Genomic DNA, 25,190 nt, shown 5'->3' with positions numbered 1-25,190 from the left:
CTCAATGGAAAAGCACATGGCGGTTTGTCCTTACTGCGGCGCCGGCTGCAAGCTCAACCTGCTCGTGGAGGACGGCATGGTCGTCGGCGCCGAGGGGCTTGACGGCATCACCAACGAAGGCGAGCTCTGCCTGAAGGGCCTGTCGGGCTTCGACTTCATCAACGACACGAAGATCCTCACCCCGCGCATCCTGCATCCGATGATCCGCCGCACCAAGGGCGCCGAGCTCGAGCGCGTCACCTGGGACGAGGCGCTCGACTTCACGGCGCGCAAGCTCACCGAGATCAAGGAGAAGTACGGCGCGGACGCCATCATGCTCACCGGCAGCTCGCGCGGCCCGGGGAACGAGGCCAACTTCGTGATGCAGAAGTTCACGCGCGCCTGCGTGGGCACCAACAACATCGACAACTGCGCCCGCACCTGCCACGGACCGAGTGTGATCGGCCTCATGGACACGGTGGGCTCCGGCGCCATGAGCGTGTCAATCCCGAACCTCGAGAACGCCGACCTCATCATGCTGTTCGGCTACAACCCCTCCGCCAGCCACCCCATCGTGGCGCGCCGCATCGTGAAAGCGAAGGAGAAGGGCGCCAAGATCATCGTCATCGACCCGCGCTCCATCGAGACCGCGCGCATCGCCGATTTGTACATCCAGATCAAGAACGGCTGCAACCTGGCCTTCCTGAACGCGTTCGCCAACGCGATCGTGACCGAGAACCTGCATGACCGCGCGTTCGTCGAGGCGCACACCACGGGCTTCGACGCGTGGTGGGAGGTCGTCAAGAACTACACGCCCGAGTCGGTCGCTGACATCTGCGGCTGCTCGCCCGAGGACATCCGCCGCGCCGCGCGCCTGTACGCCACCGCCCCGAACTCCGTCATCGGCTGGGGCATGGGCGTCACCCAGCAGCGCCAGGGCGTGAAGAGCGTCCACCAAATCGCCGCCATCGCCTGCATCTCCGGCCAGATCGGCCGCGACAACGCCGGCCTGGCCCCCGTGCGCGGCCAGAACAACGTGCAGGGCTCGTGTGACATGGGCATGTGGCCGAGCCTGTTCCCGGGCTACCAGAAGGTCACCGACCCCGAGGTGCGCGCCAAGTTCGAGAAGGCGTGGGGGCTGCCCGCGGGCAAGCTCTCGGCGCGCGAGGGCTTCAAGCTCACCGACCTGCCGCATGGCGTGAAGGAGGGCACGATCCGCGCGTTCTACAACTTCGGCGAGGACCCGCTGCAGACCGAGCCCGACTCCGCCGACATGCGCGAGACGCTCCAGAACCTGGACCTGCTCATCAGCCAGGACATCTTCATGACCCAGACTACGGCGCTCGCCGACGTGGTGCTGCCCGGCACCTCCTGGGGCGAGCACGACGGCGTGTTCTCCGCCTCCGACCGCACCTTCCAGCGTTTCACGGCCGCCGTGCCGCCGAAGGGCGAGTGCAAGCACGACTGGCAGATCTTCAGCGAGCTCTCCACCCGCATGGGCTACCCGATGCACTACCACGACACCGAGGAGATCTGGAACGAGGTCCGCGAGCTGTGCCCGAACTTCTACGGCGCGACCTACGAGAAGATGGCCGGCACCGGGCATGCCCAGTGGCCCATTCCCACCATCGAGTGCCCCGGCACCCCCACGCTCTACCGCAACGGCCAGTTCAACACGCCTGACAAGAAGGCGCGCCTTCTGGCCCACGACTTCGTCGAGCCGACCGAGATGCCCGACGAGGGCTACCCGCTCGTGCTGTGCACCGTGCGCGAGGTGGGGCACTACTCCTGCCGCTCGATGACGGGCAACTGCCGTGCGCTCACGCTTCTGGCCGACGAGCCGGGCTACGTGAGCATCAACCCCGCCGACGCCGCCGCGCGCGGCATCCGCGACCAGCAGCTCGTCTGGGTGAGCTCGCGCCGCGGCAAGGTGATCTCGCGCGCCGCCGTCGACGAGCGCATCAACAAGGGCGCGGTCTACATGACCTACCAGTGGTGGATCGGCAAGTGCAACGACCTGACCATGCACGCGACCGACCCGCTGTCGGGCACGCCGGAGGACAAGCACTCCGCCTGCCAGGTTGAGGCCATCGCCGACCAGGTGTGGGCCGAGCGCCACGCGCAGACGCTTTACGCCCAGATGAAGGACTGGCTGGCGGGGGAGGCTGCCGCCCAGGACAAGGAGCCGGCGCTGGCGTAAGCCCGATTCCGGTCTCAAAACCATTCGGCTTTAAGGACTTACCCATGAACAAGTTCATCGCAATAGAGCCGGACGTGTGCATTGGATGCGGAACCTGCCTCGCCGCCTGCAGCTCGGGGCATCGCGAGGCCGGGCTTCAAGCCCAGCCTCGCCTCGCCCTGGCGAGCACGCTCGACGTGACCGCCGCGGTCACGTGCCATCACTGTGAGGGGGCGCCCTGCATGGCCGTGTGCCCCGTCGGCGCCATCACGCGCGCCGACGGGGCGGTGCTGGTGAACGAGCAGACGTGCGTGGGCTGCAAGCTGTGCGCGTGCGTCTGCCCGTTCGGGGCCATCCATCCCTCGGGCACATCCATTGCCGGCGTTGCTGGCGTCAAGTTCGACACGCCGACGTTCCCGCGCGGAACCTCTGCGCTCCTGTCATGGGAGATCGGCGTGTACACCCGCGCGGTCAAGTGCGACATGTGCGCGTTCGACCCTGCGGGACCCCATTGCGTCACGGCGTGCCTCACCGGCGCGCTGAGCGTGCAGGACGCGCCGTGCGCGGCGGCTGCGCGCAAGGAGAAGCTGGTAGCTGCGGCGAAGGCCAACGAGCTGGCCATGCGCGGCTCATCGACGATAAGGAGGCCTTGGGATGCTTGAGCTTATGCTGCTCTCCTTGGGGCTTTCGGCGACAGGCGCGGTGCTCTCGCTGCTGCTCATGCGCGCGCCTGCAGCCGCTAAGACGGCGGCGTGCACGCTCGGCATGGGCGCGGCGGCCGCCTCGCTTGCCTCGGGCGTCGCGGCCATCGGCTCGCCGGCGCTCCTGGCGAACTTGGGCGGGCCGGTGCCCTTCGCCGACCTCACGGTACTGTTTAACCCGCTTTCCGGCCTGCTCGTCGCCGTGATATCGGTCCTGGCGCTCGTGGCGTGGCTGTTCGGACTCTCCTACTTCAACGAGTACTACGACAAGGGCATCGGCACCTTGGGGTGCTTCATGAACCTGTTCGTGGCGTCCATGATGATGGTCATACTGTGTGACAACGCGTTCTGGTTCCTGGTGTTCTTCGAGCTCATGTCGCTCACGTCGTACATGCTCGTCATCGTCGAGGGGGACGAGAAGTCGTTCAAGGGCGGCTTTCTGTACCTGGTCATGGCGCACATCGGCTTTCTGATGATCGCCGTGTCGTTCTTCCTCATGGCGAGCGCGTGCGGGAGCCTCGAGTTTGCGGCCTTCCGCGCCACGGCGTTCGACCCGGCGCTGGCGACGGCGGCCTTCGCGCTGGCCTTCTTCGGCTTCGGCGCAAAGGCGGGCATCGTGCCGTTCCACTCGTGGCTGCCCCAGGCGCATCCCGCCGCCCCGTCCAACGTGAGTGCGCTCATGTCGGGCGGCATGATCAAGATCGGCGTCTTCGGCATCATGAAGGTGTGCTTCGACCTCCTCGCCCTGTCGGGCGGCCAGCTCGGCTGGGGCGTGCTCGTGGTCGTCATCGGGGCCGTCTCGTCGGTGCTCGGCGTGGTGTACGCGCTTGGCGAGCATGACCTCAAGAGTCTGCTCGCGTACCACTCGGTCGAGAACATCGGCATCATCCTTCTGGGCGTGGGCACGGGCATCGTGGGCTGGGCCTGCGGAAACCTGTGGCTCGCGGGCGTCGGCCTTGCGGCGGGGCTCTACCATTTGGTGAACCACGCCATGTTCAAGGGGCTGCTGTTCCTCGGCGCCGGCAGCGTGCTGCACGCCACGGGCACGCGCAACATGGAGGCGCTCGGCGGCCTGGCGCGCCTCATGCCGGTGACGGCCGTGTGCTTCCTGGCCGGCTCGCTCGCCATATCGGCCATCCCGCCTCTGAACGGCTTCGTGTCCGAGTGGTTCACCTACCAGGCGCTCATCGGCGCGGCCATGGCCGGCGGCATCGGGCTGCGCGTGGTGTTCGCGTTCGCGGTGGTGGCACTCGCCATCACGGGCGCTCTGGCCGTGACCTGCTTCGTGAAGGCGTTCGGCGTGACGTTCCTCGGCAAGCCGCGCTCCGACGCGGCGAAGGCCGCGCATGAGGTCCCTGCGAGCATGAGGCTCGGCATGGTGGCCCTCACGGCGCTCTGCGCGGCCTTGGGCCTCGGCGCCGCGTGGTTCGCGCCGGTCATGAGCGGCATCGCCGCGTCGGTTCTGGCGGCGCCGGCCATGCCGGTGGCGGCGGGCACGGCGCTCGTGTCGCTCGACACCATAAGCGTCACCTCCCCGCTGCTCATTGCCGTCCTGCTGGCGGTCGTGGTGGGCGCGTGCGCGCTTGCGCGCAACGCGGCCAACCGCGCGCACGGGCTGAAGGTCGACCCCGAGCCGTGGGCCTGCGGCTACGCGCCCGACGTGCACATGGAGACGCTCGCCTCCACGGTGGCCGCCGGCGTGCGCGGCTTCATGGGACCGCTCTACGGCATCCGCGAGGGCGTGAACAGCGCCGGCGCCGCGGTGGCCGGCGTGTTCGGCCGCGCGTTCGAGGCGGGGGCGTGCGGGCAGGGGGCCGCTCCTGCGCCGCCGTCGCGCGAGCAGCGCGTCCGCGTGCCGCTGTCCGAGTCCGTCATGTCGGTCCTGCGGTCGGTCGGCGCGTGGTTCTCGCGCCTCGAGGGCGGCGACTTCCGCACTTACATCGTGTACATCGTGGGCGCGCTCGTGTTCTTCCTGGCGCTCATCATCCTGGTTCGGTAAGGAGGCTGGAATGATTGAATTCACCGTTGCCGTGATCCAGGTCCTCCTCCTGGTGCTCCTGGCGCCGCTGGCGTCGGGCGTGGCGCGCAAGATACGCGCCAAGATGCACACCCGCCAGGGCACGAGCATCTTCCAGGACTACTACGACCTGGCCAAGCTGTGGCGGCGCTGCGAGGTGCAGCCGGGCGGCGCGGGACTCGTCTCGCGCGCCATGCCGCCGGTCTTCCTGGGCACCATGGTCATCGTCGCGGCGGGCCTGCCGCTCATCGCACGCGCGTGCCCGGTGCCGCTTCTGGGCGACGTCATCACCGTGCTCTACCTGATGGCGCTGCCGCGCTTCATGTTCAGCCTGGCGGCCCTCGACTCGGCGGGCTCCTACACCGCCGTCGGCGGCGTGCGCGAGCTTCTGCTCGGCGTGCTGGTGGAGCCCGCGCTCATCCTGACGCTCATGGTGCTCGCGCTCGCGTGCGGGTCCACCAACCTCGGCGTCATGGCGGACTCGGTGGCCTCGCTGGTGGCCTACCCGCCGGTTGCCGTGGTGGTGGCGGGCGTGGCGTTCGCGTGCGCGTGCTACGTGGAGATGGGCAAGCTGCCCTTCGACGTGGCCGAGGCCGAGCAGGAGCTCCAGGAGGGCCCGCTCGCGGAGTTCTCCGGCCCCTCGCTCGCCATGCTGAAGCTCGGCATGTCGGTCAAGCAGCTCGTGGTGGCGTCGCTGTTCGTGGCGGTGTTTTTGCCCTTCGGCGCCGCGAGTGTTGCCACGCCGCTCGGGCTGGCCGTGGGGCTTGCTCTCTTCGTGGCGAAACTCGCCGCGGTGCTGCTCGTGGCCGCCGTCATCGAAAACGCCGTCATGCGCGTGCGCTACCAGTTCCTGGGCCGCTACACGTGGTTCGTGTTCGGCCTGGCGGCGCTGTCGTTCGTGTTCCTCGTCATAGGGATTTAGGGGTGGTGATGTCATGCTTGACTTCTCCCTGGTAAACGTACTGGGTGCTTGCCTCATCATCACGTCGATGGCAGTGGTACTCGCGCGCACGGGGCGCGTCTCCGCGCAGCTCTACGCGCTGCAGTCAGCGGTGCTCGTGGCCCTGCTCGTCGCGCTGGGCGCGGTGACGGGCTCGACCGAGCTGTACATGTGGTCGGTCTCGGCGTTCGTGACCAAGGTCCTGCTCGTGCCGGGCATCCTGCTGTTCACGCTGCGGAAGGTCGGCGACAGCGCCGAGGTGGACCTTGCCCCGAAGCTCTCTCCCATGAAGTGCGTGGGGCTCGTGGCCGTCGAGGTGTTCGTGTGCTTCGTGGCCGTCTCGGGCATCGACCTGCCCACGGCGGCCGCGGTCAAGCCCACGCTCGCGGTGGCGCTTGCCCACTTCTTCATCGGGCTCACGTGCATCGTGATCCAGCGTTCCATCTTCAAGCAGATCTTCGGGTACTGCCTGATGGAGAACGGATCCCACGTGGCGCTCGCGCTGCTGGCGCCGCAGGCCCCCGAGCTGGTCGAGGTCGGCATCGCAACCGACGCCATCTTCGCGGTGATCATCCTCGCGGTCATGGTGTGCCGCATTGCGCGCACCACCCACACGCTTGACGCCGACGACCTAGCCGAGTTGAAGGGATAGCGCCATGGATATGTCTCAGATTCTGGTAGCCCTCCTGGCAGCGCCCCTGGCGGCGGCGCTCGCCATGGCGGCGCTGCCTTCGAAAAGCGTGCCGCGCACGGCCTTCGTGGCGCTGCACGTGGCAAGCCTCGCCGCCGTGTGCGCAGCCGGCACGATGCTCGTCGTCTCGGTGTTCACGGGGCTTGAGGTGTACGCGCTCGGCGAGTGGTTCCACGTGGACCGCCTGGCGGCGCTGTTCGTGGCGCTCATCGCGGTGATCGGGACGTGCACGGGCGTGTACTCCATCCCGTACGTGCGCCACGACGTCGAGGAGGGCAGGCTCGACCCTTCGCAGGTCAAGCAGTACTACGCCTTCTTCAGCCTGTTCCTCTTCTCGATGCTTTTGACCGTCGCCTCCAACAACATCATCATGATGTGGGTGTCGGTGGAGCTCACCACGCTGTCGACCGTGTTTCTGGTGGGCGTGTACGGCACGAAGCTCGCGCTCGAGGCGGCGTGGAAGTACATCATCGTGTGCACTGCGGGCGTGGCGTTTGGCCTGTTCGGCACGCTGCTCGTGTACGCGAACGCAGCCGACATCATGGCTGACGCGCACCAGGCGGTGTTCTGGACGGCCATCCTGCCCTACGCGGGGCAGATGGACCACGGCCTCATGATGATCGCGTTCGTGTTCGCAGCCATCGGCTTCGGCACGAAGGCGGGGTTGTTCCCCATGCACACGTGGCTGCCCGACGCGCACTCCGAGGCGCCGAGTCCGGTGTCGGGCCTGCTCTCGGGCGTGCTTTTGAAGTGCGCGATCCTCGTGGTCCTGCGCTTCTTCATCCTGGCCTCGCTGTGCGTGGGGCCTGCGTTCCCGCAGGTGGTCATGATGATCCTCGGCGTGCTGTCCGTGTGCTACGCGGCGCTCATGGTGTACCGCCAGAGCGACGTCAAGCGCAAGCTGGCCTACAGCTCGTGCGAGAACGTGGGCCTCATCGCCGTGTGCTTCGGCATCGGCGGGCCGATCGGCATCGCCGCGGGCCTCATCCACTGCATCGGCCACGGCCTGGTCAAGTCCCTCATGTTCTGCCTGTCGGGCAACGTGATGATGAAGTACGGCACGCGTGACCTCGGCGTGATCAGAGGCGTCGTGCGCGTGGCCCCGGTCACGGGCGCGCTTCTGGCCGCCGGGTGTCTGGCCATCGCGGGCTTCCCGCCGTTCGCCCTGTTCGTGAGCGAGATGGGCTTTGTGCTCGGCGGCGTGGCCGCAGGCCAGGTGGCCGTCGTGGTGATCGTGGTGGCGGCGCTCGTGGTGGTCATCATGGCGTTCGCCCACGTGATCACCGGCTCGGTCTTGGGCGAGGCGCCCGCCGGCGTCGAGCGTGGGGACGTGAGCCCGCTCGCGCTCGCCCCCGAGGTGGTCCTGCTTGCGCTCATCGTGTGGATGGGCGTGGCGATGCCGGGGCCGCTCGCCGCGAGCATTGGCGACGCCACGGGCATCGTGCTGCAGCAGGACATGCAGGACTTCGCCCATGACGGTTGGTTCGTAGAGATCAGCGGCGTGTTCGCTGGAGGAGCGGAAGGGGTGCGCTCATGACGAGGAAAGAAGCTGCGAAGGTGCGTCCGGGGCAGACGCACGTCGAGGCGGTGCGCGACACCTTCCCGGGCGCCGTGCTCGACGCCGCGTGGCAGGCCGCCGACCAGGTGACCATCACCATCCCGGCCGACATGCTGCCCGACGTGGTGGAGTTTCTCTACTACGGGCGCGACGGGTGGCTGCCCAACATGGTGGGCAACGACGAGCGGCCCCTGAACGGGCGCTACGCGCTGTACTACCTGCTGTCGATGGAGGGCGCCGACCCGAGCTTCGTGACCGTGCGCGCCGAGGTCGACCCGGCTACGCGCGAGTTCCCGAGCGTCACGCCGCGCGTGCCCGCCTGCGTGTGGAGCGAGCGCGAGGTGCGCGACATGTTTGGCCTGGTGCCCGTGGGCCTGCCCGACGAGCGCCGGCTCGTGCTGCCGGACGACTGGCCGGACGATCTCTACCCGCTGCGCAAGGACTCGATGGACTACCGCCGGCGCCCCGCGCCTGCCACCGACGTGGAGAACTACTCGTTCCTCTACGAGGGCGACGTCGAGGAGACCACCGAGGTGCCCATGGGTCCTCTGCACATTACCTCCGACGAGCCGGGGCACTTCCGCCTGTTCGTCGAAGGCGAGGAGATCATCGACGCCGACTACCGGCTGTTCTACGTGCACCGCGGCATGGAGAAGGTGGCCGAGAGTCGCCTGAACTACGACGCCGTGACGTTTCTGGCCGACCGCATCTGCGGCATCTGCGGGTGCGCGCACTCGGTGGCCTACGTCGAGTCGGTCGAGCGCGCGCAGGGCATCGAGGTGCCGCTGCGCGCCCAGTACATCCGCACCATCCTGCTCGAGGTGGAGCGGCTGCACTCGCATCTGCTGAACCTGGGCCTCGTGTGTCACTACTGCGGCTTCGACACGGGCTTCCAGCACTTCTTCCGCGTGCGCGAGAAGGCGATGGACCTCGCCGAGCTGATCACGGGCGCCCGCAAGACCTACGGGCTGAACCTGATCGGCGGCGTGCGCTTTGACATCCTGGAGGACCAGAAGATGGCCACGGTGCGTCTCGTGCGCGAGCTGCGCGATGACGTGGAGGCGCTCGTGGACATGCTCGTGTCCACGGCGAACTTCGAGTCGCGCACGGCCGGCATCGGGCGGCTCGACCCGAAGGTGGCGCGCGACTACAGCCCGGTGGGGCCCGTGGTGCGCGGGAGCGGCTTCGCCCGCGACGTGCGCTTCAACCACCCCTTCGACGGGTACGCTCACCTCGAGGGCTTCGGCGTGCGCACCCGTTCCGGCTGCGACGTGCAGAGCCGCACGCTCGTGCGCATCGAGGAGTTCACGGACTCGCTCGCGATGATCGAGCAGCTGCTCGACGGCGCGCCGGCCGGCCCCGTGCTCACCGAGGACTGGGCTTACACGCCGCACAAGTTCGCGCTCGGCTACACCGAGGCGCCGCGCGGCGAGGACATGCACTGGGCGATGGTGGGCGACAACCAGAAGTGCTACCGCTGGCGCGCGAAGGCGGCCACGTACTCGAACTGGCCGATCCTGCGCCATATGTTCCGCGGCAACACGGTGGCCGACGCGGCCATCATCGTGGGTAGCCTCGACCCGTGCTACTCGTGCACCGACCGCGTGACGGTGGTCGACGTGAATAAGCGCACCGAGACGGTCCTCACGAAGAGCCAGCTCGAGGGCTACTGCCGGCGTCGCACCCACTCGCCGCTTCAGGGCAGGGGTGATGCATGATGTTGAAGCTGTTCAAGGAGATACGCAAGACAGGCTGCGGCACAGTGGGCTACCCGTACGCGCCGCTCGATCTGCCGAAGGGCTACCGCGGCAAGCCGAGCCACCTCGAGGAGGCGTGCATCGCCTGCGGCGCCTGCGCGGTGGCCTGCCCGCCGAACGCCATCTCGATGGAGCTTACGTCCAGCCAAGACCAGATCACCTGGGCCATCAACTACGGGCGCTGCGTCTTCTGCGGCCGCTGCGAGGAGGTGTGCCCCACGTTCGCCATCAAGCTCTCGGATGAGTTCGAGCTGGCGGTCATGAGCAAGGAGGATCTGGAGGAGAGCTGCGCGTACCCGGTCGCCACGTGCGCGTGCTGCGGCAAGCCCTACGCCTCGGCCAAGGAGATCGACTACGCGCGCCGCGTGCTCGCGCGGGCGGGCGGGGCGTCGGCGGACGCGCCCGCCGCAGCGTCTGGCGCGTCTGCCGCTTCGACGGCGGCGTCAGCGGATGTGGCGGCGGACGTGGCGGCGAGCCTGAGCAAGATCGACCTGTGCCTGGAGTGCCGCCGTCGCGACGACGGCGTGGCGGCCGTCCGGCACGCGCCGGCGCAAGGAGGTGCGCTATGTTAGAGGCAAGTTTCCCCGCGGCGCTGCAGCACCAGCCCGATCCGGTGGTGCTCGACGCGAAGGTGGCCGAGGCGAAGGCCAAGCTGCTCGAGAGCATCAAGCGCTCGGTGTGCGTGTACCGCGTCGACTGCGGCGGCTGCAACGGGTGCGAGATCGAGATATTCGGCACCATCACGGCGGCCTTCGACGCGGAGCGCTTCGGCATCAAGGTGGTGCCGAGTCCCCGCCACGCCGACGTGCTGATATACACCGGCGCGGTGACGCGCGCCATGCGCATGCCGGCCCTGCGCGCCTACCACGCCGCGCCCGATCCGAAGATCGTGGTGTCCTACGGTGCGTGCGGCTGCACGGGCGGCATCTTCCACGACAACTACTGCGTGTGGGGCGGCACCGACAAGATCCTGCCGGTGGACGTCTTCATCCCGGGCTGCCCGCCCACGCCGGCGCAGACCATCTACGGGTTTGCCGTGGCGCTCGGGCTGCTCGAGCAGAAGCTGCACGCGAGCCACCACGTGGAGGAGCCGGGCGTCGCCGCGCCGCTGGCGTTTCCCGAAGTGCCGTACAAGGTGCGTGTGGCGATCGAGCGCGAGGCTCGCTCCCTGTCGGGCTACCGCTGGGGCAAGGAGATCGCCGACGAGTTTTTGGGCGTCTTGGACGCGGGCGGCGCCGACGTGCTCGGCGAGGTCGACGCGCTCATCGAGCGCGAGCCCGACCCGCGCCGCGCCGAGGTGCTCGCCGCGCTTCGCGGCGTGCTGATGGCGAAGGTCGTCGCCTGATGGACGCTGTTCCCAGCATCCCCCGCTCGGCGGCGCGCGCGGAAGGCGGCCCGGCGCGCCTGGCCGGCCGTGCGGCCGGCGGGCACACCACCGACGCGCGCACGGCTCGCGAGGTGGTGTTCTACCGGCTGGGGCGGAAGTTCGTGGACCACGAGCGGTCCATTCCCGAGGACGTGCGCTCGGTTTTGTACTACACGCTGGCCATCGGGCACCACACGGGTGTCATCGACTGCCTGGAGCCGCGCATCGGCGCCTCGCGGGCGGTGTTCGCCGAGGTGCTCGACGCGTTTCCCGCCGGTCCGGCGCGCGACAAGCTCGCCGGCGTGGAGCGCTTCGGCGAGATAGAGCTGGGCAAGGAGCATGTGGGCGAGCTGCGCGCGGCCGTGCGCGTGACGCTTGCGCGCGCGGGCATGGCGGCGCCGGCGGGCGAGCTGCCAACGGGTGAGCTGCCGGCGGGCGGGCCTTCCGCACATGATCTGCCGGCGGGCGGGCCTTCCGCCGAGGACTCCTCGTCTGCTGGGGACGCCCGGCGGCCCTACGTGCATGCTGTCGACGCGCCCTCGTGGCTCGAGGAGCTCGACGTGCTCTTAGGCGAAGTGGAGCGCGAGCCTCAGGTGTACGTGATGGGAAGGAGGGTGACCCCATGAACGTGGTGTTCACGGTGGGAAGCGTGCTGCGCGGCGACGACGCGGCGGGCCCCGCCCTGGCCAAGCGCCTCGCCGACGCGCCCGTCGCGGGCTGGACGGTGGTCGACGGCGGGCAGACGCCCGAGGACGACCTGGGGTACCTGCGCCGCCTGGCGCCCGAGCGGCTGCTGCTCGTCGACGCGGCGGCCATGGGGCACGAGCCGGGGGAGATACGCGTGGTGACCGCCGATGACGTGGCCACCCAATTCCTCATAACCACGCACACGCTGCCCATCGCGTTCCTCTTAGGCGAGCTCGAGCAGCTGTGCGACGACGTGACGTTTCTGGGCATCCAGCCTGCCACGACGGAGTTCTTCGACCCGCTGAGCGCGCCGGTGCGCCGCGCGGTTGACGTCCTGTACGCCTGTTTGGAGCGAGGAGGCGACTTCACATGCTTCGACCCAGCGTGAGCTCAGTTCCCTAAAGCCATCCCCGCCGAGGCGCGCCTCTCGTCCTTCTCTCTCCCGCGCGCCTTCGGCCTCGTCCTGCGGGCGGCCTGCCCAGGGTGTCTCTCCGTCTCTGACCTGGGCGGGCCGGCCTCATCCCCACCCAACCAACCGTTCGCAACGGGGCATGCGCGCCATGCCCTCAAGGAGGTACGTTCAAAATGACTATCGACAAGTCTGATCTCGACGCGTTGAAGCCCGACGCGCTCGCACCTGCCGCCGTCGAGGCGAAGGCCGAGACGCTCGCCGTGGGCAAGGCGAGCATGGCGCCCGCGAAGTGCTTCGTGCTCGCCATGTTCGCCGGCGCCTTCATCGGGTTCGGCGCCATGTTCTTCTGCACGTTCCTAGGTGACTCGACGATGCCGTTCGGCGTGCAGCGCCTGGTCGGCGGCTTGTGCTTCTGCCTGGGCCTCATCTTGGTGCTGTGCTGCGGCGCCGAGCTGTTCACGGGAAACTCGCTCATGGTCTGCGGCCTGGCGTCGAAGAAGATCACCTGGGGCGGCATGTTGAAGAACTGGGCCATCGTGTGGTTCGGCAACCTCGCCGGCGCGCTTCTGGCGGTGTTTCTGGTGTTCATGGCTGCCGTGCCCGACATGAACGGGGGCAATGTGGGCGCGACGTTCGTGTCCGTGGCCCTCGGCAAGGTGACGCCTGAGTGGATGACGCTGTTCTTCAAGGGCATCATGTGCAACATCCTCGTGTGCCTGGCCGTGTGGATCGGCTTCTCCGCGCGTAGCGTGGTCGACAAGGTGGTGGGCATCCTGCTCCCCATCTCGGCGTTCGTGGCCTGTGGGTTCGAGCACTGCGTCGCCAACATGTTCTTTCTGCCCATGGGCCTTCTGTGCAAGATGACGGGCTACGCGACGGTCAGCGCGGAGGCGCTTGACGTCACGGGCATCCTCTACAACCTCTCCGCCGCTACGCTGGGCAATATCGTCGGCGGCTTCGTCTTCGTGGGGCTTGCGTACTGGTTCGTGTACCATGTGAAGTCCGAGAAGTAGGAAGGGGCAGGGAAGGTTCCATGGACGTCATTGACCGACATGCGGAAGGCGAGGTCGTCGCGCCGTACGTGGCGTGCTGCGTGAGCGCGGACGGCGTCGAGGCGTCCGAGGACGTGGCGGTGCTCGTCGAGCACAACATGGACGTGTATGTGAACGAGATCCTGACCATGCGCATCGTGTGCACGCCCAACCACCTGGTCGACCTGGTGGTTGGGCGGCTCTTCTCCGAGGGGATCATCGCGGGGATCGACGACGTGGCCTCGGTGTACCTGTGCGAGCACGGGACGCGGGCGCGCGTGATCCTGAGCGGGCACGCGGCTGACTTCTCCAAGACCGGCGTCGACGTGGTGCCCAGCTGCTGCACGGGCAACCGATCCTTCAACCACTACTTCGACGCCGACGAGGCGCCGGCGAAGGTGACGCCCATCACGTGGGAGCGCGCGTGGGTGTTCGCCGCGGCGCACGCGTTCGCGCAGGACTCGCCGCTGCATCGGCGTACGTTCGGCACGCACAGCTGCTACCTGCTGACCGGCGGCGACATCGTGTGCTGCCGCGAGGATTTGGGGCGCCACAACGCGTTCGACAAGGCGCTCGGCGCCGCGCTGCGCGGCGGGGTCGACCTTCGGCAGGCGATGGTGTTCTCGAGCGGGCGCATCCCGGTTGACATGGTGATGAAGGCCATCCGCGCGGGCGTGCCGGTGCTCGCCACGAAGGCCGTGCCCACTGACGCCACCATCGAGCTCGCGCGCGCGTATGACCTCACGCTCATCTGCTCAGCGCGCCCTGACAGCATGCGCGTGTGCCACGACCCGCTGGGGGAGCGGCGCCGCGGCGTCGCGGACGCGGGACAGCTTGCGGCTGCGGACGTCGCGGGGACGGGACGGCCCGCGGGCGCGGGCGTTGAGAAGGCTGCGGGCTCGCAAGCTCTCGAACACGAAGGCGCGTGATGCGCGCGGCGTCAGGCCGCGTTCTCCTCGTCATCATCATAGGCATCGTCGGAGGGATCTTGGCGATCGCTCTTAGCGCGGCGTTCGACGCGGCGTGGGGGTGGTTCTGCGCCAACCCCGGGGCGCTCTGGGCGCTGCCGGCAGCCGGCGTGGCCGAGCTCGTGCTGTACCGCGCGCTCGGCCTGCCCGCGGGCTTCGGCGGCGAGGACGTCGCACGCGCCGCGCGCGCGGGCGAGCTCGTTCCGCTTGCGCTCGCTCCGGCGATATTCGCGGCCACGTGCCTGAGCGTGGCGTGCGGAGCCTCGGTGGGCAAGGAGGCCGCGGCGGTCCAGCTGTGCGCTGCGGCAGCTGCCGGGATCGCCCTTGCCGCGAGGCGGGTGTCGGGGCGCGCGTGCGGCGCCGTTGCGCCCGGTGGCGCGCGTGACTCGGGTGACGCAAGCGCCTCGGGTGGCGCGGCGTTCGCAGGCGCCGCGTGCGCCGACGGGGGCCTGGTGATGCAATGCGGCATGGCGGCGGGCATCGGCGCGCTGTTCCACGCGCCGGTCACCGGCGCCCTCATGGCGTTCGAGGCCACGGGGTGGAGCGTCCTGCGCGGCGGGCGTTCATCGGCGGCTCGCGCGGGGTGCGTGCTTCTGGCGTCGGCGTGCGCGGCGGCGGTGGCCGTCGTGATCGAGGGGCGAGCGCTTCTGCCCGGGACGATCTCCTCGCTCGTGTTCGCGCAGGGGGTGCCTGTTGCGGGGTGGGCGCTGCTTTTCGGGGTGGTGCTCGTGTGCGCGGCGTCGGGCGCGCTCTACCGCGTTGCCCTGCGCGGCGTGCATGCGGCGCTCGCGCGCATGAACTGCCTGGTCGGCGGGAGGGACGTCATGCCGTTCGCCATTGTGGCCGTCGGCGGGCTCGCCCTTGCGTGCGCAGCCGACGGGCTCGGCCTGCAGGCGTGCGGCGGTTCGGGGTTCGATCTCCTGCCCGCGGCGTTTGCGGGCGCTGCTACGCCTGCGCTCGTGGCGGCGAAGATGCTGCTCACGATGGGGGCCTTGGCTTGCGGGCTCAAGGGCGGCGAGATCATGCCCGCCCTGGTCATCGGCGCGCTCCTCGGAAGCGCGCTCGCGTCCGCCGCCGGCGCCCCCGCCTCCTTCGCACCCCAGGCCGCCGCCGCGGGCATGCTGGCGTTTCTCGCGGCCGCGCGCTCCTGCCCGCTGTCGGCGTGCGCGCTGGGGGTCGAGCTTCTGGTGCTGCCCGCGCTGCTGTGAGGCGGCTCGCGCGTTTGCGGCGCTGCTGTGAGGCGGTCCGGGCTCTCGCGGCGCGGCTGCGGCGTGCGTTCGTGAGCCGCAGCCCGCATGCCCGCATGCCCGCATGCCGCGGACGCGCGGTACGCGCCGCCGTTCGCACTGCCTTCCTCCTGCTGCCCATCCTCAAAAGCCGGACGTGCACGTTCAGGCGCCATGCGCGCCGTTTGCGGGGCGCGGACGCGCTCGTGGCAGCTGATTGTAGGAAAATGCCTTCGGGTTCGCTTCGCTTTAGTCGAATAAACCCATTGAATTACTAGACTTTAAGGGTCATACTAATTCACGAGGAGGGAAGGCGTTCGCCAGCGTGCGGGCCGCGGCAGGCGGCGCCGGCGAGGCACAGGCGCAGGCGCAGGCGCGGCGCAGGATGGCGAGGGCCTTCTCGTCAGGCAAGAAGAGAGGATTGGGAAATGTCGGAAGCGGTTTTGCCGGCGATTGTGACGCTGGCGATCTTCGTGGCCCTGCTTCTGGGCCTCAAGTTCTTGAACATGAAGGGGAAGTCGTTCACGTTCCGCGTGTTCACGGCGCTCGGCGCGGGCATCGTGCTCGGCATTGGGATGCAGATGGTGCTCGGGCGCGGCACCGAGGCGGCCAAGATCGCGCTTGACTGGATGGCCATCGTGGGCACGGGCTACGTGTCGCTCTTGAAGATGCTCGTGATGCCGCTCGTGTTCGTGTCCATCGTGGGCGCGTTCACGCGCTCGGGCGTCACCAACCAGTTCGGCAAGATCAGCGGCATCGTGCTCGCGGTTCTGATGGTGACGGTCGCCATCGCGGGACTCATCGGCTGGGGCTCGGTGGTGGCGTTCGACTTGGCGGGCGCGAGCTTCACGCAGGCGGCCGACGCGGGCAAGATGGCCTCGCTCGAGGCGGGCGCGGCCAAGACAGAGGCGCTCACCATCCCGCAGGAGATTCTGTCGTTCATCCCCACCAACTTCTTCGCCGACCTGGCCGGCACGCGCGACACCTCCACCATCGCGGTGGTCATCTTCGCGGCCTTCCTCGGCGTGGCCTACCTCAAGCTGCGCGGGCTCGACACCGAGGACTCCAACCGCCAGGCTGACTTCTTCGCCAACTTCATCGACGCGCTCTACGGCATCGTCATGCGCGTGGTGCGCATCGTGATCGGGCTCACGCCCTACGGCGTGCTCGCCCTCATCGCGAAGGTGCTGGCCACGAGCGACTACGTGGCGATCCTCGATTTGTCGAAGTTCGTGATCGCCTCCTACGTGGCGCTGCTTCTGGTGCTCGTGGTGCACGCGCTCGTGCTCCTGGGCAACCGCGTGAACCCGCTCACGTACTTCCGCAAGGTGGCCGGCGTGCTCGGCTTCGCGTTCGTGTCGCGCACGAGCGCGGGCGCGCTGCCGCTCAACATCGAGACCCAGCAGCGCGCGCTCGGCGTTGACGCGGCGAGCGCCAACCTGTCCGGCTCGTTCGGCCTGTCCATCGGCCAGAACGGCTGCGCGGGCATCTACCCGGCCATGCTCGCCACCATCATCGCGCCGACGGTGGGCATCAACGTGCTCGACCCGTCGTTCGTGATCATGCTCGTGGCTGTGGTGGTCATCAGCTCGTTCGGCGTGGCGGGCGTCGGCGGCGGCGCCACCTTCGCGTCGCTCATCGTGCTCGGGACCATGGGGCTGCCCATCGAGATCTCCGCGATCCTGGCGTCGGTGGAGCCCCTGATCGACATGGGCCGCACCGCCGTCAACGTGAGCGACGCCATGGTGGCCGGCGTCACCGCCTCCAACGTCACCGGCCAGCTCGACCGCAAGGTGCTCGAGGACAAGACCGCCGTGGTGAGCTCTGACTTCCTCGACGGCAAGAAGGCCGCGTAAGCGCGAGCGGAGCGGGCTGCTATCCCCGGGTCCTTTTCGGCAAAGAGAGCTGCTGGCGCACACGCTTTTCCTCAAAGCATCATTTTACGGTCATTACAAGAAGTACTAAAATGACAGCGAAATGATTGGAGGTTGGAGATGGAGAACGTTCCGAGGTACCTGTTCTCGATGCCGCTGGTGCTCTCGCCGGATGCGCTGGACGATGTGTCGGCGAAAATCCCGAGGCATTACTCCGATGAGTTCAACTTGAGGGCGGCCGAGCTGGGCGAGGGACGGGAGTTTTTGGCCGCGGTCGCCGTCGGCCGTCCGACGGTGCTGTCCTCGAAGTCGCTCGTGCGGGCGGTTGCGAAGGCCGATCCCCGACGCGTCGCCATCTGCTCGCCTTATCTGGATCACGGGATGATGAGGGCGCTCGCCTCCGAGGGAATCGCCTACATCAAGGACGAGGGCAACGTCTTTCTGCCCTTCTTGGGGATGGCAGCCTCCCCGGTGCCCGAGGGGAGGGCCGCCCGTCCGCTTTCACCCCATGCCCAGAGGATGGCCCTCAACCTGATAGCGGGAAGGTGGAACGGCCTGGCGGCGGGCGAGCTTGCGAAGGCTGCGAGCGTGAGCAGGTCGACCGTGACGAACTGCCTTGCCGAGATCGAGGCCATCCTCCCGTCGGCTCTCTCCACCGAGTGGAAGAGGCGCGTGCTGAGGAACCCCGGCATGTCGAAGGACGGGATGCTCGAAGCGTTCGAGCCGTACCTCGTATCGCCGGTGAAGGGCAGGAAGCTGCTGAAGGGACGCGGCGCGCTCGCGGCGCTGAGGCGCTTCGGTGCGCTGCTCTCCGGCGAGAGCGCGCTGCCGTACTACTCCGACTTGGCGCACGATGTGGGCGTCGTCCGGGTCGCGCTCTACCGGAAGAGCCTGACGGGGGCGCAGGAGGAGGCTGGAGACGACTGGGTGGAGGCGGAGTGGTTCGAGGCCCCTGATGTCATCGTGGAGGAGTGGGCCTATGAACTCGACGGCTCCAATAACACCTCAGTGCCCGCGACGGGCCTCGCGACGCTCGACGCGCTTGGGCTGTACGCGGAGATGAAAGACGCGGGAGAGGATGACGTCCGCCTCGCGGACGCCGTCGCGCAGCTCAGGGAGGCCGTCATGCCCCTGGCGGAAGAGAAGCCTCGCGAGCTTGAGGTGAGCACGCGGTTGTGCAAGTGGGGATCTTCCCATGCGGTGCGCATCCCGAAGCGGATGTGCGAGAGCGTGGGCATCGGCGTGGGCTCGGCCCTGGAAATGCATGCGGGCAGCGACAGCAGGGGGGGCTTCATCGTCATCCGCCCCTCAGGCGAGCACCGCTCCTACGGCGACGCGCCGTACGTCTCCATGGATGAGCTGTTCTCCGAGCACGTAGGTCCTTTCCAGCCGGCGGAATTCGATTGGGGGCGAGACGTCGGGGCGGAGGTCGTCGAATGACCGCGCTTGAGCAGGGAGACATCATCGAGGTCGACTTCAACCCCTCGGTCGGCCATGAGCCCGCGAAGCTGCGCCCGGCCGTCGTGGTCAGCGTGTTCGGCTTCAATGCGCGGTCGAGCCTGGTCAGCGTCGTGCCCATAACGACCAAGCGACACGACTACCCCCTCCACGTGCCCATCGAGACGGACGCCGCAGCCGGCTGGGCTTGCGTGGAGGCGCTTCGCAACATCGACGTCGCCCATCGTGGTTACCGCGTCATCGGCTACGCCGACGACGCGTCCATGAAGACCATCCTCAGCTACATCCGCGGCATGTTCGGCTTACGTTAGCGCATTTTCCGGCTCGATGTGTGCGAGCGCACCGCGATCTTGTCGGCGATGACGCAGCGTATTGCCTGGGAGGGATGGCGGGATTGCAGCCCATCTCTCCCAAGCGCGTCATCTGGTACAGCCTGCTGCTAACCAATCATTACCTTATCGCAGAAAGCTGACGATATAAGCTGCTATAATATCGTGGAAAGCTGACGATTTGGAGTTATGTAATATCGCGGAAAGCTGACAACTGGCAGGTCAGGGCATTAGGATTATAATCTACCGCGACCTGCAGTTCGGCAAGACATCGATCAACAAGGGGATGTTCGTCGAGAACGCCATCGCCCAGCAGCTGGTCGCGCTGGGCTGCAAGCTCTACTACTACTCGTGGAACGAGGAGCCGAAGAGGGACGGCGGCAAGCCGCTTGCTCGGGAAATCGACTTCCTCACGACCAGGGGGTTCTCCGATGCGGCGGGGAGGCTCCGGGTATGCCCCATCGAGGTCAAGTCGACCAAGGCGTACAGAACGGTCTCCCTCGACGACTTCAAGGCCCGATTCGACAAGCGCGTCGGCGCGGAGGTCGTGTTCCACCCTAAGCAGCTGAAGGTGGAGGGCAGTCGCATCTTCCTCCCGCTGTACATGGCGTTCTGCTTGTAGAGGAAGCTGTCATCTGATCGCCTACATTAGACTCCTTATGGAGCGCTAGGGCGCATCTGCACCAGCAATGGGCACACTGCCATTTGATTTGGCATAATCGCATTCGCCATTGTTATTCATATCGGTGCCTAAAAGCTCGTATGCAGACCAGCTCCATCGATTCTTCTTGCTATCCCAGCTCTTTTTTGCCTTAACCTTTATGCGGCCGCATTCTCCGACTTTCGCAACTAAAGGCGCAGGGACAAAGCAGTCACTAACGAAGCCAAAGCCCCTGCTCGTTACGTCAAGGTAGCCTTCAAACACTTTTTCAAAGGAATCAGCTGGAGATTCTTCTCCGAGGTTAATGCTTGAAGCCTCCCAAACCCAGCCCTTGTCCTTCCGAAATACGCTCCGGCATTCGCCAGACGCTTTTTGGTATTGCTTGACGTCCAAGCCAGAAAGGAGAGCTGGGGGCACCCATACGCTATCTGGTTTGCCTCGAACAAAACCAAAATCCTTCACAAGGTCGATCAAACCAGAGTAGTTATTCAAGAAGTAGCTGCGTATTTTAGCTTGGGGATATTCCTCTACCTTACCCAGAATCATCTTCTTTTCGGGACCGCAATGCCCTCTGTAGCATAAGCCGATTTTCAGTTGTTCGGCGAGGGCGCCACGTGCAATTTCCCTGCTGACGTTCAATGAGTTAGTCCTGCTGTAGCCGGTAGGAATTACGATGCCCACAAGGCCTTTTTCGCGATTTTCCCATTCAACATAAAACTCGGTCCAGGGAAGATCTTCGGCAAGAATGTCCTCTGCATTTTGGGAGAGCGCCTCGTATGTTTCCCTGCAATTGTTGTTTGCTTCGCTTGACTCAAACCAATCTTGGGTTTTTACCTGCTCAACGATAGCTGATGGCTTCCATTCGCGTTCTGACCTGAAATTTTCTATCAGTTCAGCTTCAGCTTTTGCGTCGCTGAACATACCTTTCTTCGCAAAAATCTGCAACGCTTCTTCATGAACGCTGAGAGAGGTTCGTATGTCATTTGAAACTGAGAGGCCCTTAAACAGACACTGTTCGTACCTCTCTTCTGAATCATCTTTCCATGCTCGCCCATAGGCAGCCCAAGACCAAGCTTGCCTAGCTTCGGTGGAAACGATGTTTGCAAGACGAGCTCTTGCTGATTTATAGCGACCGACATCGATCAGCAGGAGACCAAGTTTATAAGATTCCCATTTCCACGTCTTGCAGAGATCAGAACCAAGGAGTTTCTCCAGATCACTCGCGGCGGTTTTCTTTTGCTCGTCAGTCGTGAATGCCCGTCCGTCTCTGTCGTACGACATGAGTGACTCCATGTATTGCGATATGAGTGATTGGGCGAGTGAGGGGTAGACCTTATCTCCGTCTCTTCTTTCTGAGAAATCCTGGCTACTGAGACTATCGATCCCATACCACTCGACCAGCTTAATCAAATCCAAACCGTTGCCTTGGAGACCCTTTGAGAACATCAGCAGCACATTCGAATCGTGCATAGGAGAGTTATGATGCCATTGGGTTGCCTCTTGAAGCAAAATGGATAAACATTGTTGATTCTTAGCCTTTCTGCAATTCCAGCCAACGTGAACAAGCTTGTTCACGGCGTGTGCAAGCACCTCACGTATTTCGTGTGCATTGCTGTCGAAGCAACGAAACAGCGCCAACGTATTCACGAAACGATCCATCGAGACGCCACGTCCTTGATCGTCTCCCGAGTAGCGTTTCAGATCATCGTAAAGCGCCCATAGAGCTGCGACGCTTGCCACTTTGTCTTGACTGACCTGGGATTTGATTGCTTCTGGAGGCAATGTAAGAAAATCCGCCCAGGATCTTGCCTGGATGCCCAGCCAGTTGAGAACAAGGCCGCTTCTCTCACAATCGGCTTTTAGGCCGACGAGCAAGGGCCTGGCGATATCGGTCGAATACAGAGCCTCGCCGCGTCTCCATTGACACACCTCGAATGCTAGCCGTTGAGTATTCTCGATATTGTTTTGCTTAACCTGCTCCCAGATTACGGTGCGAACCTTGTTGGTAAGATTGTCGATGAAAAGACCGTCTCTAGCTTCGTCAATTGGGAAGGAGCGAATTTGGGCCAAGGTGCGAACAAAGGCGGTTGTGTCTTGATAGAATCTCGAGCTGCTGTCAAAGTACCTCTTTAGGCAATCGTGAAGTACCCATGTATAGGCGCTCATGAACGTATCCTCACGATTGCCAGCTATGAATTCCGCTTTCGCGTAGTCGTATGACTCCTTTAGCTTTCCTGACTTCCTTAGTTCCGTAACATGGGCTGCTTCAGCGCTAGGTTGGTATGCCATTCCCTATTCCCTCCACAAGGCTGTTTCGGGATATGGAATCGCATAATAGGAGCAGATTGCTTGCACTATGCAGGAGAACAACCCCTTATCTCCCGATTGAGCTCTGAACCTGCTTACTGAGTTGTCCTTTTTGTAGTCAACACACACGTTTACCGTGGACGCGTTTTTCTTTATTGCCAGAATGTCTCTATAGTTTGAAGACGATTCGACAGACACCTCGCAATCCTTAAGAATATCCATGGAGACAATATCGTAAAGCCAGGTCATCTGCCCCTTCTCTGCGGCACCTGAAGATAAAGGTGAGCCCGAGACACCTTCTCTGAAGGCGTTGAATAGCCCTTTGTCTCCCTTTGCGTAACGAGGAGATCTAACCTTTCCGTTGCTGTCATAGTCAAAGATCATCTTGAAGCTTTTATCGCCTTGAGCGATTTCGTAGATTTCCTGATAGCGAACTGACTTTGCTGTCGTTATCGTCATGCCATCGGCAAGCGATCTTTCGACTAGACTTCTAATATCGGAAGTCACTGCATCCATTGTTGATACGAGGATAGTCAGCTTTCTTGAGGAGTTTTTAGTAGGCTGATCGAGAAAGCCGAATTCGGTTTTCTCAAATGGAGAGACGGGTTTCCATCGGACTAGGTTAACGCGGTTGCGAGCCCTGCTGATTCCGGTGTACAAGAACTTGAAATACATCTCATTACGTCTGCCCCCCTCGTAATTTGTCGAGAAAGTGATCTCGTCGTACTCATTTGACATGGCTTTGTGGACGGTCATGCACCAGCCGTATTTGATCTGTGCGGCGTTAAGCCACCTTGAATATTCGCTGTTTCCCTCTAGGATTTCCCGCTGCATCTCATTGCGATAGCGTCTTTCGTAAACGGTCAAGAATCGGTGGTCTTTTTTATCCCTATACTGGCCGGCTTCATTAATAAAATAATCTCCTGAAATCATCATTTCGTTAAAATAATGGCTTTTCTCAAAAGGACGAGTCTTCATGTGGCTTTCTAAAAGTCTCGAGAGATGGATCTTGAGAGCCATTTCCTGCATCGGGCTGAGTTTTGCACTATCAGACTGAAGGAGCTCGAGGATAAATGGAATCCGATATGTTTCCGATGCCCTTGATGAGTCTAGACGAATGTCGGCATTAACGAGTGTCAGACGAACAGGTGCTTCGTCTTTTGCAACCTGCTCCTCCAATACAAGCCAGTTTTCTTCGTTCTTATCCACATTGACGATGGTGCCAGTCTTTCCGTTCTCGACTCGTTTTGGTTCCGTGTCGTCGAACTGCGGAACTGAACCAAGAGGCTGGTTGTGATGAGCAGAAGGGTATGCAAAAGCTTGGTTTTCGAAAACCACGACATCCCCGGTTGTGGGTTGCTTGCCATTACCGATGATACTTGTTTTCGTGTAGTTGTTGAGATCGCTTGCTTGCTTATTGGTATAGGCAAGCACTTTGTGATGAAAGCTGTTTTCACCTGCATTCTCAAGTAGCTCTCGCTCGAGTCTCCCATCGCAGATCTTTACTTGATCATTCTCCTCGAGCACAAGATTTGTGGTTCTACCCTGACGGATTGCATTCGCGATCTGAAGGCATGTTTCCTGGATTCCCGTCGGGTTCTGCACATCAGGAAGCTCGATTGTTTCAACCGAAATACTATCTTTGTACCAATTCTCATTGAGGCAGGATTCGCTCCAAGAGCCAAACCCAAGCTGGAATCTGTCGCCAACGAAGACAATCTTGTTTACGCACTTTTCGTTGCCGATGCCAAGATGGCTCAGCAGATCAGAAAGAAGATGTCCCGTGCCGAATTGAACCATTTCTTCGGTGCGATCAGAATTGGTAATCAACTGGCTTTCATACACGACGAAAACATGACGGTGATTCTCTTCGTCGGAACTCATGCAATCACTAAACGGGCTGCATTCCTCCAAGGATGCTCTTGGGATGAACCGCTTACCGTTTTCATCGATCTTTGCAGCAGAAAAATCGAAAAGCGTTGAATATAGGCTCTCTACCTCGTCGATGGCACTCGTAAGGTTTCGTTTGACTCTGTTAGACAAAGCGAAGACTCGAGCTGAGGAGAACCCAACTCGGAAAGCTTCCTCTCGAATGATTGGTGCCAGCTGGGCTTTGTCAGATCCAACAGTTCCTGTGACGATAAGGACCGGAGAATTACCTTTTAAAAATGATCTGATTTTATCAATGAACGTTGCGGGTCTTTTATGCTGCTGTTGGTGCTTGGCAAATTGCGCAGGAGGAATTTGGGCACATTCGATACCCAACGATTTGGGATTAACTACAAGATCATATTCCGTGGAACTGAATATCTTTTTATTGAAACAATCGAGGAACAATTTACTCAGCAGGTCGTTGTTCTCGCGACCAGCGCATACGGTATCGAAGAGCTTCTCCAAAAACGATTCTTCATCTGCAATATGGAAATAACTTCTGTAACTTCCAGGTATGTGTCCCCTGATCTGCATTTTTTTAGAGAAGCAGATCATGGTCGAGATATGCCGTGCGTTGAACGATGTGAGATTTCTGCAAAACGTTTCGAGGATCTTTATTAGGCGTTCGCGCTGAAGGCCGGTTTGGTAGAAAGGATTTGGGCTGCATCCTCCCTTTACGATTAATCCTTCGACGGTCTTCCATTGCCCCTTCTTGAAAGAAGGCTCGTCTGGAAGCACTAGCGTTCCGCCGTAGTCCTTGAAATCAATGATAGTTAAAGTCTTCGCTGTAATCAAAAGAGCGTCAATTTGAAGCCTGCTGTCGACTCTGCATTCCGGCATCCCAATCAACAGCGCAGGAATGCTCTTTTTATCGAAATATGCCTTTACGGAACGTGCGAAATAGCGGAAGAATTCATTCTCATGAGCCCGGTCTGCAACTCCGTATCTAACCACAACGCCATTTTCAAACATGGCAGCTCCTAATTTAAACCTCGATACGCTCAATGACGTGCTTCGATTATATCGCAACGAAGAAAAGTGTTCTGACCCCGAGAGAGCGCTCCCTCGTCCGGATGCTTCTCATGCTCCATGAGGGCGAGGTGATTCCCGACGCGCT

Annotated in this window: 20 protein-coding genes; 18 read left to right on the top strand and 2 right to left on the bottom strand. The window is 63.6% G+C overall.

What is annotated here, in order from left to right:
* The first annotated feature begins 4 nt into the window (after positions 1-4).
* The 18 genes from fdhF to G7Y50_RS02850 all read left to right on the top strand — a co-directional run bounded on the left by fdhF (position 5) and on the right by G7Y50_RS02850 (position 19,795).
* Positions 5-2,179, top strand: coding sequence for a formate dehydrogenase subunit alpha (gene fdhF / locus G7Y50_RS02935; protein WP_165053843.1), 2,175 nt, complete (start codon positions 5-7; stop codon positions 2,177-2,179).
* 44 nt (positions 2,180-2,223) lie between these two features.
* Positions 2,224-2,820: a 4Fe-4S dicluster domain-containing protein gene (locus tag G7Y50_RS02930; RefSeq protein ID WP_165053846.1), complete on the top strand. Its 597-nt coding sequence runs from the start codon at positions 2,224-2,226 to the stop codon at positions 2,818-2,820.
* The gene (hyfB, locus tag G7Y50_RS02925) at positions 2,813-4,858 is read left to right on the top strand and encodes a hydrogenase 4 subunit B (protein WP_165053849.1); all 2,046 of its coding nucleotides are present in this window, start codon (positions 2,813-2,815) and stop codon (positions 4,856-4,858) included. The genes G7Y50_RS02930 and hyfB overlap by 8 nt, the downstream gene beginning before the upstream one ends.
* A 10-nt stretch (positions 4,859-4,868) precedes the next feature.
* On the top strand, positions 4,869-5,798 hold the full coding sequence (locus tag G7Y50_RS02920) for a respiratory chain complex I subunit 1 family protein (protein WP_206214746.1): 930 nt from the start codon (positions 4,869-4,871) through the stop codon (positions 5,796-5,798).
* 13 nt (positions 5,799-5,811) lie between these two features.
* Positions 5,812-6,468 carry a hydrogenase 4 membrane subunit gene (hyfE, locus tag G7Y50_RS02915; RefSeq protein WP_165053851.1) on the top strand — a complete coding sequence of 219 codons (657 nt, stop codon included), beginning with the start codon at positions 5,812-5,814 and terminating at the stop codon, positions 6,466-6,468.
* A 4-nt stretch (positions 6,469-6,472) separates the two neighbouring features.
* A complete protein-coding gene (locus G7Y50_RS02910) occupies positions 6,473-8,044 on the top strand; it encodes a hydrogenase 4 subunit F (RefSeq protein ID WP_165053855.1) in 1,572 nt (523 codons plus the stop codon).
* The gene (locus G7Y50_RS02905; protein WP_165053860.1) at positions 8,041-9,783 is read left to right on the top strand and encodes an NADH-quinone oxidoreductase subunit C; all 1,743 of its coding nucleotides are present in this window, start codon (positions 8,041-8,043) and stop codon (positions 9,781-9,783) included. The genes G7Y50_RS02910 and G7Y50_RS02905 overlap by 4 nt, the downstream gene beginning before the upstream one ends.
* The gene (locus G7Y50_RS02900; protein ID WP_241156482.1) at positions 9,780-10,394 is read left to right on the top strand and encodes a 4Fe-4S dicluster domain-containing protein; all 615 of its coding nucleotides are present in this window, start codon (positions 9,780-9,782) and stop codon (positions 10,392-10,394) included. Before G7Y50_RS02905 ends, G7Y50_RS02900 begins: the two co-directional genes overlap by 4 nt.
* The gene (locus tag G7Y50_RS02895; protein ID WP_165053865.1) at positions 10,388-11,167 is read left to right on the top strand and encodes an NADH-quinone oxidoreductase subunit B family protein; all 780 of its coding nucleotides are present in this window, start codon (positions 10,388-10,390) and stop codon (positions 11,165-11,167) included. The genes G7Y50_RS02900 and G7Y50_RS02895 overlap by 7 nt, the downstream gene beginning before the upstream one ends.
* The gene (locus G7Y50_RS02890; protein WP_165053868.1) at positions 11,167-11,814 is read left to right on the top strand and encodes a formate hydrogenlyase maturation HycH family protein; all 648 of its coding nucleotides are present in this window, start codon (positions 11,167-11,169) and stop codon (positions 11,812-11,814) included. The genes G7Y50_RS02895 and G7Y50_RS02890 overlap by 1 nt, the downstream gene beginning before the upstream one ends.
* The gene (gene hycI / locus G7Y50_RS02885; RefSeq protein ID WP_165053871.1) at positions 11,811-12,263 is read left to right on the top strand and encodes a hydrogenase maturation peptidase HycI; all 453 of its coding nucleotides are present in this window, start codon (positions 11,811-11,813) and stop codon (positions 12,261-12,263) included. The genes G7Y50_RS02890 and hycI overlap by 4 nt, the downstream gene beginning before the upstream one ends.
* Positions 12,264-12,460: 197 nt before the next feature.
* Positions 12,461-13,300, top strand: coding sequence for a formate/nitrite transporter family protein (locus tag G7Y50_RS02880; RefSeq protein ID WP_206214745.1), 840 nt, complete (start codon positions 12,461-12,463; stop codon positions 13,298-13,300).
* 20 nt (positions 13,301-13,320) lie between these two features.
* The gene (fdhD, locus tag G7Y50_RS02875) at positions 13,321-14,247 is read left to right on the top strand and encodes a formate dehydrogenase accessory sulfurtransferase FdhD (protein ID WP_165053892.1); all 927 of its coding nucleotides are present in this window, start codon (positions 13,321-13,323) and stop codon (positions 14,245-14,247) included.
* Positions 14,247-15,494 carry a chloride channel protein gene (locus G7Y50_RS02870; RefSeq protein ID WP_165053895.1) on the top strand — a complete coding sequence of 416 codons (1,248 nt, stop codon included), beginning with the start codon at positions 14,247-14,249 and terminating at the stop codon, positions 15,492-15,494. The genes fdhD and G7Y50_RS02870 overlap by 1 nt, the downstream gene beginning before the upstream one ends.
* Before the next feature lie 446 nt (positions 15,495-15,940).
* Positions 15,941-17,368, top strand: a complete 1,428-nt coding sequence (locus tag G7Y50_RS02865) for an L-cystine transporter (RefSeq protein WP_165053897.1) — start codon at positions 15,941-15,943, stop codon at positions 17,366-17,368.
* Positions 17,369-17,506: 138 nt separating this feature from the next.
* Entirely contained in the window at positions 17,507-18,826 is a 1,320-nt protein-coding gene (locus tag G7Y50_RS02860) for a hypothetical protein (protein WP_165053900.1), read from the top strand.
* Entirely contained in the window at positions 18,823-19,155 is a 333-nt protein-coding gene (locus tag G7Y50_RS02855) for a type II toxin-antitoxin system PemK/MazF family toxin (RefSeq protein WP_165053903.1), read from the top strand. Before G7Y50_RS02860 ends, G7Y50_RS02855 begins: the two co-directional genes overlap by 4 nt.
* A 304-nt stretch (positions 19,156-19,459) precedes the next feature.
* Positions 19,460-19,795, top strand: a complete 336-nt coding sequence (locus G7Y50_RS02850) for a DUF4143 domain-containing protein (RefSeq protein WP_165053906.1) — start codon at positions 19,460-19,462, stop codon at positions 19,793-19,795.
* Between the two features lie 45 nt (positions 19,796-19,840).
* On the opposite strand, the gene G7Y50_RS02845 is transcribed toward G7Y50_RS02850, so the two are convergent.
* Together G7Y50_RS02845 and G7Y50_RS02840 are read right to left on the bottom strand one after the other, a co-directional pair.
* Positions 19,841-22,123 (bottom strand): hypothetical protein, encoded by a 2,283-nt coding sequence (locus G7Y50_RS02845; protein WP_165053909.1) that lies wholly within the window; start codon positions 22,121-22,123, stop codon positions 19,841-19,843.
* Positions 22,124-22,126: 3 nt separating this feature from the next.
* Complete coding sequence (locus tag G7Y50_RS02840; RefSeq protein ID WP_165053912.1) at positions 22,127-25,045, bottom strand: ATP-binding domain-containing protein; 2,919 nt, start codon at positions 25,043-25,045, stop codon at positions 22,127-22,129.
* Positions 25,046-25,190: the final 145 nt, after the last annotated feature.

The organism is Adlercreutzia sp. ZJ176 (assembly GCF_011038975.1).
Taxonomy (GTDB): Bacteria; Actinomycetota; Coriobacteriia; order Coriobacteriales; family Eggerthellaceae; genus CAAEEV01.
Note: the sequence above shows the minus strand (reverse complement) of the source record. Positions and strands in the feature narration are given on the sequence as shown.